The organism is Halarcobacter sp., assembly GCF_963675975.1.
Classification (GTDB): Bacteria; Campylobacterota; Campylobacteria; order Campylobacterales; family Arcobacteraceae; genus Halarcobacter.
Genome location: NZ_OY780939.1, coordinates 397093 through 415887 on the forward strand (window position 1 = coordinate 397093; position 18795 = coordinate 415887).

Here is an 18795-nt window from a genome sequence, read left to right on the forward strand (position 1 = left end):
AATAGTTTATTATTATCATTATAAATGAAGTTTTAAATTATCAATATAAAGATTATCCAGATACAATGCCTAATTCTCTAAATTAAATACTTTCTTGGTTTCTCAAATATTCTGCATGGGCTTTAGGTGACATTCCATACATTCTAGAATATTCTCTACTAAACTGAGAAGGGCTTTCATATCCAACTGCAAAAGCGACCTCTGAAGCTTCAATATTTTGATTTAAAAGCATAAGTTTTGCTTCTTCTAATCTAATCTTTTTTTGAAATTGTATGGGAGACATAGATGTAATAGTTTTGAAGTTTTCATATAAAGAAGACTCGCTCATATCAATCAATCTTGCTAACTCTTTTACATTTAATTTTTCGTTGAAATTATCTTTAATTTGAGATACAACTTTTACTATTTTATTTGAGATTGTACCTTCCATTGCGAACTTATTTAAGAAATATCCACTCTCATCTTTTATCAAAATAAATAGTATCTCTTTTATAATCATTGGAGATAAAAACTCTATCTCTTCTTTTGGTTGTTCTAAAAGTTTTACAAGTCTTACGACAGGGTCATATAATCTTTCATTTAGCTCATCAAAAAACAAACCTTTTTCTGTTTTTTTAGAAAGTTGAAATTTTTTATTGTCCAGATTTTTTATCACTTCGTAAATATCTTCAAGTCTAAATTTTATTCTTAAAGATACATATGGTTCCTCTTTTGTTGCATCAAGAATTTTTACTTTTGCAAAAAGATTTGCAGCTGAAAGAAGGTATTTTTCAATATTATAACCTAAAGGATCTTTTCCAAAATCTATGGCTTTACTTCCTTGCAATATAATACACAAAGATGGTTCATAAGCAGTAGTATTAAACTCTGTTTCTTTATGGGAAAAATAAAAGTCTAATGCAGGTATTTCTGTTTGTAATCCTCCATCAATATCTAAAGAATATTTCTTTTCTATTATGTCAAGTAGTTTTAATCTGTTTTCATTAATAAATTCTTTCAAAAAAAACCTTTTAGTATTATCTATTTTATTATAATATATTTTTTATCTATTTAATATAATAATTCTCTGTAGCACTTGCACAATACTCCAAACAATCATAAATTTACCTATAATTAAACTATTTGTAGGATTTGACAATAGTTTTGTAATATTGTTCTAGCAATTAGTTCTCTTTTTTATTATAATCTATATGACAAGGGAATTTTAAACCTATTGTTGAATTAGTAATTAACCAAAACTAAAGGACGTAGCTATGAAAAAATTAGGATTAATAAGTTTGACTGTTGCTATTCTTACAATTCAGTCTAATGCAGCAGATATAAAACAAGAACAAACTATCACAAAATTAGAAGATAGAAAATCTATTGTTGTAAATAAAACTGAATTTAAAAAATACTTTACTGGTGGTGAAGTAAGAATTGACCCTGTTTATCCAAAAGGTAATGCAAAAACTCACTCAGGAGCTTATGTTACATTTGAACCAGGTGCAAGATCAAACTGGCATACACATCCAGCAGGTCAACATATCATTGTGACTAAAGGTGTTGGTTATACTCAAACATGGGATGGAAAAAAAGAGATTGTAAAAGAAGGTGATGTAGTTTGGTGCCCAATTGGTGTAAAACATTGGCATGGTGCTTCAAAAGATATTGCAATGACTCACTTAGTAATTACTGGTGCAGTTGAAGAAACAGGTAAAAATGTTACTTGGAGGGAACCTGTTACAGATGAACAATATTATGGAAAATAGGAGGGTATTATGTTAAAAAAAATACTTTCTATAACTGCATTTTTTAGTTTATTATTTACAAGCTCTTTATTAGCTAAGGAGGAAATAAAAATGTTAGATAAAAAACAACAAAATATGATTACTATCTCTGCATTTACTGCAAATGGAAATTTAGATAAATTAAAAATAGCCTTTAATGAAGGTTTAGATTCAAAACTTACAATAAATGAAATAAAAGAGGCAATTGCTCATCTGTATGCATATACAGGATTTCCAAGAAGTTTAAACTCTTTAAATCTTTTTATGAAAGTAGTTGAGGAAAGAAAAGCTGCTGGAAAAGAAGATATATTAGGAAAAGAAGCAAGCCCTAAACCAGAAAACTATGATTCAATAGAATATGGTAAAAAAATTAGAGCTAAATTAGCTGGATTAAAAGAGGATTACACAGGTGCACCTTATCAAGTTTTTGCTCCAGTTGTAGATGAATACCTTCTTGGGCATCTATTTGGTGATATTTTTGTTAGGGATGTACTAACACATGAACAAAGAGAATTAGTAACAATCTCAGCATTGGCAGCTATGACTGGTACACAAGGACAATTAAACTTCCACTTAAAAGCAGCAATGAATACAGGAATCACTAAAGATCAATTAAATGACTTCATAAAAGTAATTGATACGAAAGTAGATAGTACTCAAGCAAAACTATCAAAAGAGACTTTAGAAAAAGTTTTAGACAGTAAATAACTAAAAAAGCTATTTGCAAGACCTAAAAATTAGGATAACTGAAATATCCTAATTTAGGTTTTTACTATTTTATTAAAAAATTGGTACTAATTTATGCCCTTGGGTTTGCCAACCAATTAAAGATATAAAACCATCAGCTACGATATTCATCTCTTTTGGAATAGTATTATTATCAACATTAAAAACTTTTGTAGCAACTGCACAAACTTCCATTCTAACACCTAAACTTGCTAATCTTTTTATTGAATTTTGAATTGATTCCAAACTCTCTTCATTTTCCATTTCAAAAGCTTCATCTTGTTTAGTACTTAAATACTTTACAGTTTCCCCAATAAAAACTAAAACCATATTTGGTTTAACACCTTGTGATACTAAACCTTTATGTGTACCCTCTATAATATTCAAATAAAATGCAGTTTTTTTCACATTTGTAAAATCTATTAAAAATACACTTTTTGTTTCTTTCACCCCATTTAATGCTACACTATCATTAACCTGCATTGCATGAATATTAAAAAAAATTCCTAGTGTAAAAAAAGAAACTATTAATTTAGCAAATAAACTTTTCATTTGTTTTCCTTATATTTTTATTTTTAACTATAATATAATTTTTTATAAAAAGCCTATATTTAATCTTTTTATAGCATTTTAAATAAGAAAAGTTTATATATGAAACAAATTAATTTGAAGAATAAAATAGATTGAATACATTTTATGATAAAAGATAAATCTATTTAGAATTATAAATAAAAAATCCTACTAGTGAGACAATAAGAACTACACCAATAAATCCAAATAGTACAAGGTCAACTATTGGCATAAATACCCTTTACAGAATTAAAAGCTAAGCACAAAACTTGCAATTTTAGTTTTAGCCATATTGCAATTTTGTACTTAGATTCACTTTATTAAGAACAGAAATTATAAATATATTATGTCAAGTTTGCAAGATGGTTTTTCTTTACTTTTTCTTGACATAATAAAAATAGTATTAATAAATTTTAAAATAAATCAGATAACTGATTTAGAATTATATAAACTTAAAATGATTGTTAAAAAAATCTAGATAAAACAATAGTTAGAATAAATATGATTGTATAAAAAGTGGAGGAGGTAGCCGGACTCGAACCGACGCATACAGGATTTGCAATCCCGGGCATTACCAACCACTGTTTTATAGGCTTCCTAGAACTTTTTAAGATTACCTAGATTATCTTAATTTTGCCTGTTTTGATTTAAAATGTTGTACAAAATGTTGCACAGATTTTGAGCGAATTTTAACCTATTTCACAGCATATGTCAATTTCACTAAGTAATCCCATTATTTATAATACTGTACAGACCTCTTAAGCTATTCCAAAAGCTCAAGCCTATTTTTTACTTTGTCTATAAATATTTTTAACACAGCTATCGATAATTTTAATTTTTAAGACCTCATCTTCAAATGGGACATTTTGTTTAACGAATTTTGATGCAAAAGTATTAGGTAATATAAAGTTTTTTAAACTCTGTGTCTCATATGAAAATTGACATTCAAAAACCATATCTTCAACATATTTATTCTTATAATTTTTATTGTAACTATATAAAAGAATTGTAAATGTACCAACTGCAACAATAATCCCCAAAACTACTGATAAAAAATATTTTTTCATTCAAATACCTTTCAAAAACGACACAAAAATCTGAAAACCTTATAAATATCCATTTACTATATTATTGCCCCCCCATAGCCCTTTTTATATAGACATGATAGAAAAACAAAGTAACTCTAATTAAGCCTCAGTTTTTTTCTAATCTATTTAATCCTTCCTACTACTTATAGACTGCTTTAATTGTATCAGAGCTTCTAAATCTTCCTCAGTAATTCCATTAGCTTTACAGATAGCCCCAAGCCTTGTGATTTGAAGTAGTTCTTCATTTCTACCTTTCCAACTTTTAATAGTTGTCTCCGTTTTTCCAACCATACTTCCTATGTCTTTATATGTAGGTTTAATCATGTATTACCTTTTCTACTCTCAGAAGCTCTATGATTGTTTTTTCTTTACATCAAACCTTTAAATAGCCTTGAGTTATTTTTAAAGCTTCTAACACTATTTATGAGCTTTCATAAAGCTTTTATTTACAAGTGTAAACTTTTAAACTGAAAAAGTATCTTATCGCATACTTTTTTAAGCTTTCTTTAAATATACATATGTAATCATTTTGATACAAATAGTATACAGTATTATACTAATTCAAAAAGGACTTACATGAACAATACAACAATAACAACTTCAAGAGGAACAGAACTAAGTTTTAATTCAGACTCTCTTTTCTTTGAATCAAAAGACAAGGCAATCTTCTTAGAAGGTAAGGCAAAGTTTAAGCATTTAGAAAAAGACTTAATTGAACTAGAGTCTCTTATTGATAAGAAGATATCTCTAATTCAAGACAAACTAAACACATAAGTAAAGACTGTTTTATAGGCAGTCTTTTTTATTTACCTTTCTTGTGTAAATAGCTTAAAGGGACAATTAACTTTTTTACAAACTATAACAAAACCATTAGGAGACACTATGAAATTCATTACTTACTACAGAGTATCTACAGTTAAACAAGGTCTATCAGGATTAGGTCTTGAAGCACAAGAAAGAGCCATCAAAGATTACTTATCGTTCAACAAAGGAGAAGTAATAGGAAGCTTTACAGAGATTGAGTCAGGTAAGAAAAACGATAGAGAAGAACTAATGAAAGCTTTAAAAATGTGTAGACAATACAATGCAACCTTATTAATCTCAAAACTTGACAGACTATCCAGAGATGTGAGTTTTATTTCTTCTTTAATGAAATCAGAGGTTAAATTTATTGCAACAGACAACCCGAATGTAAATGAACTTACAATTCACATCCTTTCAGCTCTAGCTCAACATGAAAGAGAGATGACCTCTAAGAGAACTAAAGAAGCTTTAGCTAGAGCAAAAGAAAGAGGAGTAAAGTTAGGCTCTCCACAAAACCTTAGAAATAGAGATAAAGGAACTAGAGTCAGTTCAGAAGTTAGGTCTGCAAAGGCTGATGTATTCGCAAAAGATACTTACGAGATTATAAAACCTCTGTTAGACAGTGGCTACTCTCTTAACAACATCGCTAAAGAGTTTAATAAGAGAGGATTACTCACAGCAAGAGGAAAGACTGGTTCATGGACTGCTAGGTCTATTAAGAATATTATTGAAAGAGTCTCTCAGTAAACAAAATAAACTTTTACAAAGTCCCAAGAAATGGGCTGACTCAGGAACTACCCCCCTATCAGGAGAAGAAAGTCTTTTTATTATTACAAAATAAAATAAGTTTCTTCTCAAAATATAAGGAGGATAACAAATGAAAAATGAACAATTACAAGAAGTAATTATGTACACAGATGGTTCTTGTTTAGACAACGGAAATAATGGAACTGGTGGGTATTGTGCTTTACTACAAACACCTGATAAAGCTAAACAAAAGATAATCAAAGGTAGTGAGTTAGATACTACGAACAATCGTATGGAGATAACAGCTATCATAGAAGGACTTAAGGCAATTAAAAAGCCTTCTAAAGTTACAGTCTATAGTGACTCTAACATAACTGTAAGGGCTATTAATGAATGGCTTGAAGGTTGGATAAAAAAGAACTTTAGGAGGGTTGCTAATGTAGACCTTTGGAAAGAGTATCTAGAGGTATCAAATAAACATCAAGTTAAAGCTATATGGGTTAAAGCTCATAGTGGTATCTATGAGAATGAACTTGTAGATGACATAGCAAGAGATGAGGCTATGAAATTGCATAGTAAGAGAGATGTTCTTTATGAATACTAAGTTTAATAACTTTAAGCCATTTGATGAGTATGCTAAAGAAACTTACTTGAGTATGCTTCATAGCAAACAGCTCAAAACTCCTCAAGCTCATATTACTGATGAAGATAGAAATATTCTTGAAAATAAATGTCAGGCTTTTACTAAAAACAATTATGAAGTCTCGGGTGAATACCTTGAAGACATAATTATCAGTCATAAAAATGAAGCAGAACTTGAAATACATAATACTATGCTTTTAGTTGATAAAAATACAGGAGAGGTTTTATCAGAAGATTTTCATATCATAGACAAAGAGCATATAAAACTAAAAAGAAAAGAGTTAAATAGTCTTAACTACTACAAAAAGAAGTTTACTAAAGCAAAGGCTACTAGTAAAGTTAAAGTTGAAAACTATAAGTCTAGTCATAGATACACTAAGCTCTTCTCTAAAGTTAGACCATCATTTAAAAACCATAAATACCTTGGTATCTTTTATGACCTTACTAGAGAACTAAGTCCTTATGAAAATATAGTATCAAAACAAAACAACGATGGTACATTTACACCACTAACAACTAAAGAAATACAAGAGAGGTTTAACATTTCTCCTGATGATATGAAGAGGTTTAAAGCTGAAGCAAAAAGACTTAAAGTTATTAGTGATGTAAAACTTAAAGGAAGAACTTTAGGTATTAGGGTAAATCCCTTTTATGCTCTAAACGGACAAGATATAAGTGAAGACTTATATGAAGCATTTAAGGACTCTAAAGAGTTTATAGAAAACTTCAAAGAAGACTAAAGGTGCATATTTGCACTATTATAAAACTCTCAATATAGCCTATGTTATAGGGGTTTATTAAAGGTTTGAGACAAGAACTGCTTCTTATATATAGTATTTAGACAATATACTACTTACACTAAATAATATAAAATAATAGAGAGCCTTTAAGAACTAGATAGCATCTTTTTATAAAAAGCTATTATTTGAATATTTAAAGACTCTCTATAAATCTTATGTTAACTAATGAATCTTAAATCTTGTCTTCTCAACGAAGGAGTAGCTTTAGCTACGACTGAGGCGAAACGAACGAAGTGAGTGGAGTAAATTAAAATAGTGTCTCATCTTTCATATATCTATTTTTTTTTAGTTTATATTGACACATTATGGTTCTTTATATAAAAGAATAACACCTAACAAAGTATTAAAAGTTAATTTGAAAAAGGAAGACTAATGAAGACTGAGGTTTTTATGATTAGAAACCTTGATGGTATTGAGGTAAGACAATCCAATCAGACAGAGATGTTTAATGTTACTGATTTGGTTAAAGGTTACAACGAAATGCGAAGAGCTAGGGGACTAGAGACAAAGAGACTAGATAACTATTGGAGACTAGATTCAACACAGGAGTTCCTCCAGGCTCTTGAAAAACAAACCCTAGAATCTGAGGGTTTACTCAAAACAACCAAAAAAGGCAAGTTAAACAAAGGAACTTGGGTACACCCCGCAATCTTTGTGGATATTGCGATGTGGTTAAATCCTGAGTTCAAAGCAAGAGTAATGATATAAACGGTCTACTTTTTAAAAACTGTTTCAAGTTTTAAATCTGAGAACTCCCTGACAACTGTGTCTAATTCTTTATTTTTGTTAAACTCTCCATATATGATAAGTAGTAGCACATAGTTTACTGTAGCTTCTGATAGTAAGCCTACCAAATCCTCTTCTGTAAAAGCAGGATAAATAATACCGTCTTTAAGTTGCTTATGTATTTGTTCCATCCCTCCATGTGTCAGCCCATGCAATACTTGAGAATTTTTATTATATCTATTATGAAAAATATCAAATTGTTCTTCACCCTCATTTTCTTTTAACTCATGAAACTTCCTATCAATCTTTTTAGAAAGTTCCTGTGTAGTCATAAACTGTTTCTCATTATTATTGATTTTTTCGACTTGATTATCTGTTGCTACCTTCATTAGCCAAATGGCTCTATATACTGCATCAATTAGAGGGCGAATCAATGCAAAAGCTGAACTATAATATGTCGATTCTTTTGTCAATAAAAATATACTTAAATAGTGTTGTCTTGATAAAGATACTAAAGCTACAACTAAAGAATCTTTGATAGAGGGTCTTGAATCTTTTAAAGCTAACGCTTTATCAATCTTATTACTATATTTGTTAATCTCTAAAAAAACATCTCCAAGTGACATATTTACTCCTTATAATACTGAGTATAAACTGACTAATCTTAAAAGATACTTTTTTATATAAACTCTAACTTGTCTATAGCCTCCTTTAGTCTCTCTAAAGGATACCTACTTGCATACCTATTTTTTATTGTACTACATTTAATATGTTTTACCTTCTCTAACTTTTAAACAATTAGGAGATTTTTCAGAGTTTAATTCCACTTAAACTTATCCACTACTTTTTTTAATATTTTAATATCAAAACTTTGTGTATAAACTTCTAATGTTATATCATTATTAAAACTATGTCCTACTAAAGCTTTTACTGCATTATGATTTATCTCTCCAAGCAATGTAAGTTGCTCGAGATTAGTAATAAATGTTTTACGAAAACTATGAAAAACTTTCTTTTTATCTTTGCTAATATATTTCCTATTATATAGACTGTAATGGTGTTTTGTGTATGATGTAGCATAACCATCTTTTCCATAATTAAGATTCATCCATAATCTCTCTTCTTTTAAACTAAAAGCATAATCTAGAAAACCTAATCTAATCAACTCTTTATGGATAGGAACCAACCTTATACTAGATTTATTTTTTACTTTTTTATCAGGTGTATTTTTATTTATATCAAAAACCCAGACCCCTTGTTCTTGTCTAATATCTTTTACGTATAACTGAGCAATCTCTGTCTGTCTCATACCACTATATAAAGCTATAAGTGGTAGCCAGTACCATTCAGGTCTTTTACTTTTCATTTTTATATCAGTCGTATATAAAGGCGAAGTAAATAATCTTTGAATATCTTCCTTACTATAAGCTTTATATGGTTGTTTATGTATCTTACTATTAACTGTAAGATTTGTAGAAGGGTTATCTTTTATATATCCATTTTCAAATGCAAACCTAAAATATGTTACAACTTTTGAGAGTTTTTTATCCACTGTTACAATAGATAATTTTTCATCATTAGATATATCCATTTTTAATATTTGTTTTATAGTCTTGTTTCTATATTTACTCTTCTTAGAGTAATTCAGAGGTAATTTAAAAAGTATATCTCTGTAATACCATAGGTCTTCCCTATTTACTTCGTTTATTGGTCTATCTGATAAGATATTAAGAAATTCTACTAATACAGTTTCTATCTCCTTAGCTGTTTTGTCAGTCCATTTAGATTTTACCTCAGCATCTTTAATAAATAATTTCTTTATATCAGAGAGCATTAATACTCTTCTTTTTTGGATTTTATTCGAAGGCAATAGTTTGATATAGGAAAGTCTATCTAACACTGCCTCTGTATTAATAAGTTTATGAGAATATAAAAAAATAAGCTTATCTAATTCTAAATTTAATTCATCGTATCGAATCTTAGCCTGTGTTATTTCTTTCGTATTTAAAGATTTAACAATATGCTGATGATTAGGATAAAACTCTTTTAAGACTTTTGGAACTCTTCTTTTGAAATAATAAACTTTATGTCTTTTAATCATGTATTGCCTTTTTAGGCAGAACTAGATGTGGTACAAAATGTGGTACAGTAAATCTCAAAAAGTGTAATAATTACCATAAAAAGGATGTTGTATAAAAAGTGGAGGAGGTAGCCGGACTCGAACCGACGCATACAGGATTTGCAATCCCGGGCATTACCAACTTTGCTATACCTCCAAAGAATCATTTTTTGACAATAGAAAGAAAAATGATTTATTGAAAAATGGCAGAGAGCAAGGGATTCGAACCCTCGGAGGCGTGAACCTCGCCGGTTTTCAAAACCGGTGCTTTCGACCAACTCAGCCAACTCTCTACGCAAAAAAAAAGATGCTCTCGCATCAAATGATATAGTGGTGCGAATGGTGAGAATCGAACTCACACTCCGAAACCGGAATGGGATTTTAAGTCCCACGCGTCTACCTATTCCGCCACACTCGCACTATTAACAGTAGTTTTAAGAAGCGTTCTTCTTAAATTGGAGTGGAATTATAATCTAAATATTTTTATTTGTCAAGGGTTTTTGAAAAAAATTTGAAAATTTTTTTATTTAAAGAAAAATCAACGGCAAAAAATGTATAATGCACACCATATAAAATGCGCTAAAAAGCCTTTGTTTTAAAAGTTTTTTAGAATTTTTGTTTCTTTATTGTAAAATTAATTTTTACAGACAAAAAGAAGAAATAAATACAGTTTATTTAAATTTGAACTAATTAAAAGGATATAAATGAGAAGTGATGAAGTTAAAAAAGGTTTTGACAGAACACCACATAGATCTCTATTAAGAGCAACTGGATTACAAGATGAAGATTTTGATAAACCCTTTGTAGGAGTTGCAAACTCTTTTATTGAATTAATCCCTGGACATTTTTTCTTAGATAAAGTTTCTCAAATCATAAAAGAAGAGATAAGAGCTAATGGATGTGTTCCATTTGAGTTTAATACAATTGGTGTTGATGATGGTATTGCAATGGGTCATGATGGTATGTTATTCTCATTACCAAGTAGAGAGATTATTGCAAACTCTATAGAAACTGTAATGAATGCACACAAACTAGATGCAATGATTGCTATTCCAAATTGTGATAAGATTGTACCTGGTATGATTATGGGTGCATTAAGAGTAAATGTTCCAACTGTATTTGTAAGTGGTGGTCCAATGCAAAAAGGTCATACTAAAGATGGTAAACCTATTGATTTAGCAACTGCATTTGAAGCTGTTGGTAAACATGAAGCTGGTGAGATGAGTGATGAAGAGTTAAAAGATATCGAATGTAATGCATGTCCAAGTGGTGGTTCTTGTTCTGGTATGTTTACAGCGAACTCTATGAATACACTTATGGAAGCAATGGGTATAGCTCTTCCAGGAAATGGGACAATCTTAGCTTTAACTCCCCAAAGGGAAGAGTTATATAGAAAAGCAGCTAGAAGAATTTGTGAAATCGCAAAAGATGCAAAAGCTAGAGAAACATTCAAATTAAGAAATATATTAAATGAAAATGCAGTAAGAAATGCTTTTGCAGTTGATATGGCTATGGGTGGTTCTTCAAACACTGTATTACATATGTTAGCTATTGCAAAAGAAGCAGAAGTTAACTTCAACCTTGAAGATATTAACTCTATTTCAAAAAAAGTTTCTCATATTGCTAAAATCTCTCCATCATTATCAACAGTACATATGGAAGATATTAATAAAGCTGGTGGCGTAAATGCAGTTATGAAAGAGATGACAAAAAGAGGTGATGATATCTTAATAGATAACTTAACTATCTCTGGTGAGTCTTTATATGAAAAAATTGCAGATGCATATATCAAAGATACAAACATCATTCATACTATTGATAATCCATATTCAAAAGTTGGTGGTCTTGCTATTCTTTATGGAAACCTTGCCCAACAAGGTGCAGTTATCAAAACAGCTGGTATTACAGGAGATAGAGTATTTACAGGTAAGGCTGTATGTTTTGATGGACAACCAGAAGCAATCAATGGAATCATTGGTGGAAAAGTAAAAGCTGGTGATGTTGTTGTTATTAGATATGAAGGTCCAAAAGGTGGTCCTGGTATGCAAGAGATGCTAGCACCTACTTCACTTATCATGGGAATGGGGCTAGGAAGTTCTGTTGCACTTATCACTGATGGTAGATTCTCTGGGGCTACTAGAGGAGCTTCTATAGGTCACGTTTCTCCTGAAGCAGCAGAAGGTGGAATGATTGGTTTATTAAAAGATGGTGATGAGATTCATATTGATGTTGACCAATATATTTTATCTGTTAATTTAAGTGATGAAGAGATTGCTAAAAGAAAAGCAGAATTCACTCCACTTAAAAAACCTCTTAACTCAAAATGGTTAGGACAATATAGAGCACTTGTAACAAATGCAAGTTCAGGTGCAGTTTTAAAAACTGACCTTTAATATAAAAATAGTATAGCTTCAAGCTATACTATTACCCAAAACCCCACAAAAACTCCACGTTGTATTAATTTTTTATTTACGTTTTATTCAGATATAGTTTACATTTGGGTATTATAATTCTTTCTATATATATAGAAAACATAAAGGAATTATAATGAAGAAAAAACTATATTTTATAGCTATCTTTATAGCAAGTAGTCTTTTTGCCAATAATATCGACTTTCAAATGGCAGAAAAAAATCCACAAAGAGTAGCCCCAAGCACTCCTAATCAAATTTTATCATTTAACAATAGTATAAATGAGCCAATGAAATCAGTTGTTAATATTGCTGCTAAAAGAAGAGTAATATCAAACGCAGCAAATATCCCATTTCAAATGTTTAACGATCCTTTTTTAAGAAGATTCTTTGGAGATCAATTTAATGAACAATTTAACCAAAATAGAATCCAAAGGTCTTTAGGTTCTGGTGTTATTATCTCAAAAGATGGATATATAGTAACGAATAACCATGTTATTGAAAATGCTGATGAAATCTCAGTAACTATAGGAAATAATCCAAAAGAGTATAATGCAGTTATTATAGGTAAAGATTCAGATAGTGACTTAGCAGTAATAAAAATAGAAGGTGATGATTTTGAAGCTATTAAATTTGGTTATTCAACAGATTTAAAAGTTGGTGACTTGATTTTTGCTATTGGTAACCCATTTGGTATTGGTACAACTGTAACTCAAGGTATTATCTCTGCACTAAATAAAGACCATGTAGGTATTAACAGATATGAAAATTTTATTCAAACAGATGCTTCAATTAACCCAGGAAATTCAGGTGGTGCTTTAGTTGACAGTAGAGGTGCATTGATTGGTATAAATAGTGCAATTATCTCTAAATCTGGTGGAAACAATGGAATTGGTTTTGCTATTCCTGTGGCTATGGTAAAAGATGTTGTGAAAAAACTAATCACTGATGGAAAAGTTACCAGAGGTTATTTAGGTGTAGTGATTGATGATTTAAAACCAAACATATCAAAACTATACAAACATAGAACTGGTGCATTAATCTTAGATGTTGCAGGAGATACACCTGCCCAAAAAGCTGGATTAAAAAGAGGTGATTTAATTTATATGATAAATAATGTACCTATCAAAGATAGAAAAGCTTTACAAAATACAATTGCTTCTTTTAAACCAAATGAGACTATCTCTATAAAACTTGAAAGAGATAAAAAAGATATGCAACTAAATATTACATTGGGAAATAGAGCTGGATTAGTAACTTCAGATGCTAACAATGGTAAGTTTCTAGGTGGTTTAAAATTAACAGAATTAAATGCTGATATTATTAAAAGATTTAGACTAAATGCAAATGCAAGTGGTGTTTTAATTGGTTATGTTGAGCCTAATTCAGAAGCTGAAAAAGTAGGTTTTCAACCAGGGGATGTTATTATTCAAATAGAAGATATAGAAATAAAGAATTTTGCAGATATGCAACAAGCTATTAGAAAATATAACAAGCAATTAAAAAGAGTCTACGTAAACAGATACGGACAGACTATCCCTTTTGCTATAAAATAAAGGATTTACCATAGTTCAAGTACTAATGATAGAAGATGATTTAGAATTAGCTCAAATCATCACAGATTATTTAGCTTCATATGATATCGAAGTAACAAATACAGATAGTCCATACAATGGACTATCTATGTTAAGTTTAAAAGATTATAAACTTCTTATTCTAGATTTAACCCTTCCTGAGATAGATGGGCTTGAACTAATTCCTAAAATTAGAGAAAAATCTGATATTCCAATTATCATTTCAAGTGCAAGAGATGATATTTTAGACAAAGTAATGGGTCTTGAAAGAGGTGCAGATGATTATCTTCCAAAACCTTACAATCCAAGAGAATTACAAGCAAGAATAAAAGCTATTTTAAAAAGAATCACGCCTGTAGAAAAAACAGCAGAAAATGTTAAAAAGTCTGACTTTATACTAAAGGAAGATGATATTCAAATCTATTTTAAAGAGCAGTTGTTAAACCTAACTTTGGCAGAATTTGATATTTTGAAACTTATGATCCAAAGAAATGGCGCAGTTATAGCAAGAGAAGATTTTATCTATGCTAGTGACCATATAGAGGATGATAGTAGTTTAAAAAATATTGATGTAATGGTTTCAAGAATTAGATCAAAAATCTCAAAAATAGATGATAGTAAAACTTATATCAAATCAGTTAGAGGGATAGGTTATCAACTTATATGATACGTAATATTTCAATCTCTGCATTTATCAACACTATTTTCATTTTAGCCTTAATTGCTATTTCATTAACATTTACTATTTTTATCAAACTTGATAAGCAAAGATATAATATTACAATGCAAAAAAAATATGAACTTGTTGCAGAAAATCTTCTTAAGACTTTAGATTTTGCTCCATCTAAAAGTGGCATAAAATCTATTCTTGAGCAATTTAAAATGAATCAACTAGAGGATAATGAATTTACCTTAAAACTTTTAAATGAAGCAAAACCAATCTTGATGAGACAAAACTCCAAAGGTATGTATAGAATATTTTCATTTGAAGACAATCTTTATACATATGTACAAAGAGATGGATATAATCTGATGCTTCAAGATGCACAAAACTATACTTATAATCTATTGATTATTTCTTTAGCTATTGCTTTATCTTTAGGTATTTTATTCTCTTTATATTTTATTTTAAAAAGAAAGCTAAAACCCCTTAGAAATCTAAATAGAGAGATTAAAAAATTCTCAGAGGGTGATTTAAATGTCCGTATAAAATCTAATAGTTCTGATGAGATTGGTACTATTGCAAAAACTTTTGATGAAGCTATAACACACATAAACAATCAAACAAAATCAAAAGAACTATTTATGCGTAATATGATGCATGAGCTAAAAACTCCTATTACAAAAGCTATGTTTATTGCTGAAACCTTAGATGATGACAAAAAAAGAGAAACGCTACAAAGAGCGTTTAAAAGAATGGATGACATTATCAAAGAGCTTGCTATGGTTGAAAAATTAACTTCAAACAATACAGCTGTATATAAAGAGCCTACTTCCTTTTTCAAAATATACAAAAGAACCATAGAGATAGCTCTTTTAAGTCCAGAAAAAATCAGTAGCAAAATAAATGATTTCAAACTAAATGCCGATACAGCTATGTTATCAGTTGCACTTAAAAACTTGATTGATAACGGTATTAAATTTTCACCAAATAAACATGTAGTATTAAAAGCTAACAAACATCGAATAGATATTATCTCTGAAGGAGAAAAACTAAAATATGATTTAGAGTATTATACAGAAGCTTTTTCCCAAGAAGAGAAAAGAAGTGATGGTTTTGGATTAGGTTTATATATTGTAAAAACTATTGCCAATCTTCATGGATATAAACTAATATATAAACATAATCAAGGGAAAAATATCTTTTCTATTTTGATAGATTAACCTCTTTCATAATCCCAAACCAATCTCTTTTAAAATGTTTTTTAATATATCTTTCTTTGTGAGGTACTATACATCCTGAGCAGTTTTGGTGAATATAATCTTCACCTTTATACTGAGACCCATCTTTTGAGTCTATACTACAGTATGAAAACAGTGTTTTATCTTCTTGTTTTTTAATCCCTGCATCATCAAACCTAAAATTGGGACAGGCACATAAATAGCAGTTTAACTCCTCATAATCGTGGCACTTTTTATTATCTTTGTATAGTGGGCAAAAATCAGGCTCTTTTTTAACCATATTATCAAATCTAAAATACTCTATCACCTCATCATCTGATAAATCTTTTAACTTTTCTAAAATTTTTGCGTGTTTATTTCCATGTTCATTGAACCATTCATTATAAGTCATATTTTCATTTTCCTAATTAAATATATATCATCTTTTTTGTCATACCACCATCTACAACAAAATCACTTCCAGTGATAAAACCTTTGTTTTTTAATAAAAATTTCACTGTATCAACTATATCTTGTGGTGTTCCAACTCTGCCACTAGGGTGTTGATAATTGTCTTGTGTTGATGGAACAAATTTTTCATCAGTATTTATCCAGCCTGGACTTATTGAGTTTACTTTTACATAAGGAGCAAGGGAAATAGATAAAGCATGGGTTAAAGAGCTTATTCCACCCTTTGATGCGCTATAACTTTCCGTTCCTGCTTCACTCATAATAGCTCTTGTAGAAGAGATATTTATAATATGCCCTCTTGATTCTTTTAAAAGAGCACTAAACTCTTTTGATAAAATATATGGAGCTCTTAAGTTTGTATTTAAAACCTCATCCCATTCATCATAAGTTTGTTTATCCAAAGATTTAAATAATCCAAATCCAGCATTGTTTATAAGTGCATACAAAGAGTCTATTTCCACTTTTATTGCCTCAATCGTATTTAATATCTCTTCTTTATTTGCCAAATCACATTTATAAAAAGATATACCTTCAATACTGTTATCTTCTTTATCTATATTTATAATATTGTATTTTTTACTAAGTTTTTTAGCAAGAGCTTTTCCAATACCATTTGAAGCCCCTGTTATAATTATATTTTTCAAAATCAAATCTCCTTAGAGTCTACAATAAAAGTCACAGGTCCATCGTTTTGAATACTAACATCCATCATAGCACCAAATACACCTGTTTGCACTTCAATGCCCTCTTTTATCACATCATCTATAAACACTTCATAAAGTTCTTTTGCTACTGTTGGAGTTTCACTAGAATCAAAGCTAGGACGACGCCCTCTTTTTATGTTTCCAGCAAGGGTAAATTGAGAGATGATAAGAGCTTGCCCTTTTATATCAAGTAAAGAAAGATTCATCTTGTCATTTTCATCTTGGAAGATTCTAAGGTTTATTATCTTTGTTACAAGTTTTTTTACATCCTCTTTTGAGTCTCCTTTTTTAACTCCTAAAAGAATATTTAAACCCTTGTCTATCTTACCAACTATTTCGCCCTTAACTCTAACACTAGAAGAATTTACTCTTTGAATAACTGCTATCATTTTTTAATTGTTTTCCTTAATTAATATTCCTGTTTCTATAAAGTTATTTATTTTCTCAAAAATTTCTTTATCTACATTTCTTGCTATTTTAAGATTGTTTGCAATAAATTTACTTTTATAATAATTGATATTTTCATGCAAAAAATCTTTATAATGAATATACTTCTGACTACCTATAGTTCTATCTTCAAGATTTTTATAGTATTTACTAAAATTTTCAAAAAATACTATATCTCCTATAGGTTTAAAATAAGAATCAACTTGACGAATCGTAACACTATCATAATCGTCAGAATAATCAATTTTATCTTGCCAATTTTTAATTAAATATTTTTCATCTTTTATATAAAATGTTGTATGATATAAAATAAACAAGCAATTAGATAAAATTACACATCTTCTAATTTCAGATGAACTATTTGGATATTTAGTAAGCCATTCTAATAGATTATCTAAAACTTGTACATATATTCGTGCATTTAGAATTTCAATTTCCTCAAAAAATTCATAAATATAAGTTTTACTATTTTCAAAATCTTTTTTTATTGGATGTTTTTTATAGATAGAATCAAAAAGCTCTTTAATTGATGGATTATAGTATAAATATTTAGAAACTGTTTTCTCTTTTACATTTGAGAAAATATCTTTTTCTTTACCTTTAAAAGCATCATCATTTAAAATAATTACTATTTTACATTTAAAGTTTAAAGAAAGTTGAGTTATAAATCCAAATAAATCATTTAAATCTATATCTTTTGATTTTCTTTCAAAATCATCAATGCAAATAATTCCACCATTATTTAGTCTCTCTAAAGCAATTCTTTTTTTATTGTCTTTTGACTCTTCTTCTAATGCCGTTGCTAGTTCTGAGAAGTCAAAAAAAGATGATGCTAATTTTCCATATCTTTTTGTATATTTAGTAAAAGTTGAAGTTGTTTTAGTAACTAAATTCTTGCCACCTATTGAATGAAAAAATATTTGGCTGAAAATGTCATTTTCTATTTCTTCAATAGTACTTTTCCCATATAAACTAACATAAGAATAAGATTTGTCTTTTAAATCATTTTTTAACTCTTCCTCAATTACATTCTGCCAAAAGTGAGTTTTCCCACTTCCCCATTTTCCTGATAGCATAATAACTTTATTATCATTGTCACTATTTTTTAAATATCCATTTTGCCCAACTAAATACTCTTTTAACTCTTTTTGACTTGCCATCTTTTCTTCTTTAATTTTTTATATAATATTTTACTATATTAAAATAAAAGAACTAGTTGTATGTAGATTCAAGGCGCTGATTGTTTTTCTTGATTGAGCTTACTAAAGTAAGTGATTGAAAGAAAAATAATTAGCAACGAAGAAGATGCGTGCAAAT

At 29.2% G+C, this 18795-nt stretch carries 21 protein-coding genes and 3 tRNA genes; 11 read left to right on the plus strand and 13 right to left on the minus strand.

From position 1 onward, the window contains the following. Positions 1-82: 82 nt before the first annotated feature. Positions 83-1000: an AraC family transcriptional regulator gene (locus tag ACKU3H_RS01815; RefSeq protein WP_320035274.1), complete on the minus strand. Its 918-nt coding sequence runs from the start codon at positions 998-1000 to the stop codon at positions 83-85. 253 nt (positions 1001-1253) lie between these two features. Between ACKU3H_RS01815 and ACKU3H_RS01820 the strand changes: the two genes are divergently transcribed. Beyond that, on the plus strand, positions 1254-1751 hold the full coding sequence (locus tag ACKU3H_RS01820) for a cupin domain-containing protein (protein ID WP_320035275.1): 498 nt from the start codon (positions 1254-1256) through the stop codon (positions 1749-1751). Positions 1752-1760: 9 nt separating this feature from the next. Further along, entirely contained in the window at positions 1761-2477 is a 717-nt protein-coding gene (locus ACKU3H_RS01825; protein ID WP_320035276.1) for a carboxymuconolactone decarboxylase family protein, read from the plus strand. Between the two features lie 72 nt (positions 2478-2549). Here ACKU3H_RS01825 and ACKU3H_RS01830 read toward each other — a convergent pair whose 3' ends face one another. From ACKU3H_RS01830 to ACKU3H_RS01840, 3 genes are all read right to left on the minus strand, one after another. Next, positions 2550-3047 (minus strand): DsrE family protein, encoded by a 498-nt coding sequence (locus ACKU3H_RS01830; RefSeq protein ID WP_320035277.1) that lies wholly within the window; start codon positions 3045-3047, stop codon positions 2550-2552. Positions 3048-3847: 800 nt separating this feature from the next. Continuing rightward, on the minus strand, positions 3848-4132 hold the full coding sequence (locus tag ACKU3H_RS01835; protein ID WP_320035278.1) for a hypothetical protein: 285 nt from the start codon (positions 4130-4132) through the stop codon (positions 3848-3850). A 147-nt stretch (positions 4133-4279) separates the two neighbouring features. Next, positions 4280-4477, minus strand: a complete 198-nt coding sequence (locus ACKU3H_RS01840) for a hypothetical protein (RefSeq protein WP_320035279.1) — start codon at positions 4475-4477, stop codon at positions 4280-4282. Between the two features lie 252 nt (positions 4478-4729). Here ACKU3H_RS01840 and ACKU3H_RS01845 point away from each other — a divergent pair, with 252 nt between their 5' ends. From ACKU3H_RS01845 to ACKU3H_RS01865, 5 genes are all read left to right on the plus strand, one after another. After that, positions 4730-4927, plus strand: coding sequence for a hypothetical protein (locus ACKU3H_RS01845; RefSeq protein WP_320035280.1), 198 nt, complete (start codon positions 4730-4732; stop codon positions 4925-4927). Positions 4928-5035: 108 nt separating this feature from the next. Beyond that, on the plus strand, positions 5036-5704 hold the full coding sequence (locus ACKU3H_RS01850) for a recombinase family protein (protein ID WP_320035281.1): 669 nt from the start codon (positions 5036-5038) through the stop codon (positions 5702-5704). Between the two features lie 130 nt (positions 5705-5834). Continuing rightward, entirely contained in the window at positions 5835-6308 is a 474-nt protein-coding gene (locus tag ACKU3H_RS01855; RefSeq protein ID WP_320035282.1) for a ribonuclease HI, read from the plus strand. Beyond that, positions 6298-7086, plus strand: a complete 789-nt coding sequence (locus ACKU3H_RS01860) for a hypothetical protein (RefSeq protein WP_320035283.1) — start codon at positions 6298-6300, stop codon at positions 7084-7086. Before ACKU3H_RS01855 ends, ACKU3H_RS01860 begins: the two co-directional genes overlap by 11 nt. Before the next feature lie 432 nt (positions 7087-7518). Then, positions 7519-7854: a KilA-N domain-containing protein gene (locus ACKU3H_RS01865; protein WP_320035284.1), complete on the plus strand. Its 336-nt coding sequence runs from the start codon at positions 7519-7521 to the stop codon at positions 7852-7854. 5 nt (positions 7855-7859) lie between these two features. On the opposite strand, the gene ACKU3H_RS01870 is transcribed toward ACKU3H_RS01865, so the two are convergent. The 5 genes from ACKU3H_RS01870 to ACKU3H_RS01890 form a co-directional block, all read right to left on the minus strand. After that, positions 7860-8498: a DUF6988 family protein gene (locus tag ACKU3H_RS01870; RefSeq protein ID WP_320035285.1), complete on the minus strand. Its 639-nt coding sequence runs from the start codon at positions 8496-8498 to the stop codon at positions 7860-7862. A 191-nt stretch (positions 8499-8689) separates the two neighbouring features. Beyond that, the gene (locus ACKU3H_RS01875; protein ID WP_320035286.1) at positions 8690-9973 is read right to left on the minus strand and encodes a site-specific integrase; all 1284 of its coding nucleotides are present in this window, start codon (positions 9971-9973) and stop codon (positions 8690-8692) included. Between the two features lie 99 nt (positions 9974-10072). Continuing rightward, positions 10073-10148 (minus strand) — tRNA-Cys (locus ACKU3H_RS01880). 47 nt (positions 10149-10195) lie between these two features. Further along, positions 10196-10284: transfer RNA gene (locus ACKU3H_RS01885), tRNA-Ser, on the minus strand. Positions 10285-10322: 38 nt separating this feature from the next. Beyond that, a tRNA-Leu gene (locus tag ACKU3H_RS01890) sits at positions 10323-10409 on the minus strand. A 286-nt stretch (positions 10410-10695) separates the two neighbouring features. Here ACKU3H_RS01890 and ilvD point away from each other — a divergent pair. The 4 genes from ilvD to ACKU3H_RS01910 all read left to right on the plus strand — a co-directional run bounded on the left by ilvD (position 10696) and on the right by ACKU3H_RS01910 (position 15859). After that, entirely contained in the window at positions 10696-12384 is a 1689-nt protein-coding gene (ilvD, locus tag ACKU3H_RS01895; RefSeq protein WP_320035287.1) for a dihydroxy-acid dehydratase, read from the plus strand. A gap of 154 nt (positions 12385-12538) precedes the next feature. Next, positions 12539-13957, plus strand: coding sequence for a Do family serine endopeptidase (locus ACKU3H_RS01900; RefSeq protein ID WP_320035288.1), 1419 nt, complete (start codon positions 12539-12541; stop codon positions 13955-13957). A gap of 10 nt (positions 13958-13967) precedes the next feature. Continuing rightward, positions 13968-14642, plus strand: coding sequence for a response regulator transcription factor (locus ACKU3H_RS01905; RefSeq protein WP_320036454.1), 675 nt, complete (start codon positions 13968-13970; stop codon positions 14640-14642). Further along, positions 14639-15859 carry an ArsS family sensor histidine kinase gene (locus ACKU3H_RS01910; RefSeq protein WP_320035289.1) on the plus strand — a complete coding sequence of 407 codons (1221 nt, stop codon included), beginning with the start codon at positions 14639-14641 and terminating at the stop codon, positions 15857-15859. Before ACKU3H_RS01905 ends, ACKU3H_RS01910 begins: the two co-directional genes overlap by 4 nt. Here ACKU3H_RS01910 and ACKU3H_RS01915 read toward each other — a convergent pair. From ACKU3H_RS01915 to ACKU3H_RS01930, 4 genes are read right to left on the minus strand one after another with little or no spacing between them, the layout of a single operon-like run. After that, positions 15843-16268, minus strand: coding sequence for a hypothetical protein (locus tag ACKU3H_RS01915; protein WP_320035290.1), 426 nt, complete (start codon positions 16266-16268; stop codon positions 15843-15845). The genes ACKU3H_RS01910 and ACKU3H_RS01915 overlap by 17 nt on opposite strands. Positions 16269-16284: 16 nt before the next feature. Continuing rightward, a complete protein-coding gene (locus ACKU3H_RS01920; protein ID WP_320035291.1) occupies positions 16285-16971 on the minus strand; it encodes an SDR family oxidoreductase in 687 nt (228 codons plus the stop codon). 2 nt (positions 16972-16973) lie between these two features. Further along, the gene (gene dtd, locus ACKU3H_RS01925; RefSeq protein WP_320035292.1) at positions 16974-17420 is read right to left on the minus strand and encodes a D-aminoacyl-tRNA deacylase; all 447 of its coding nucleotides are present in this window, start codon (positions 17418-17420) and stop codon (positions 16974-16976) included. Positions 17421-17423: 3 nt separating this feature from the next. After that, entirely contained in the window at positions 17424-18638 is a 1215-nt protein-coding gene (locus tag ACKU3H_RS01930; protein WP_320035293.1) for a P-loop NTPase fold protein, read from the minus strand. Positions 18639-18795 lie beyond the last annotated feature (157 nt).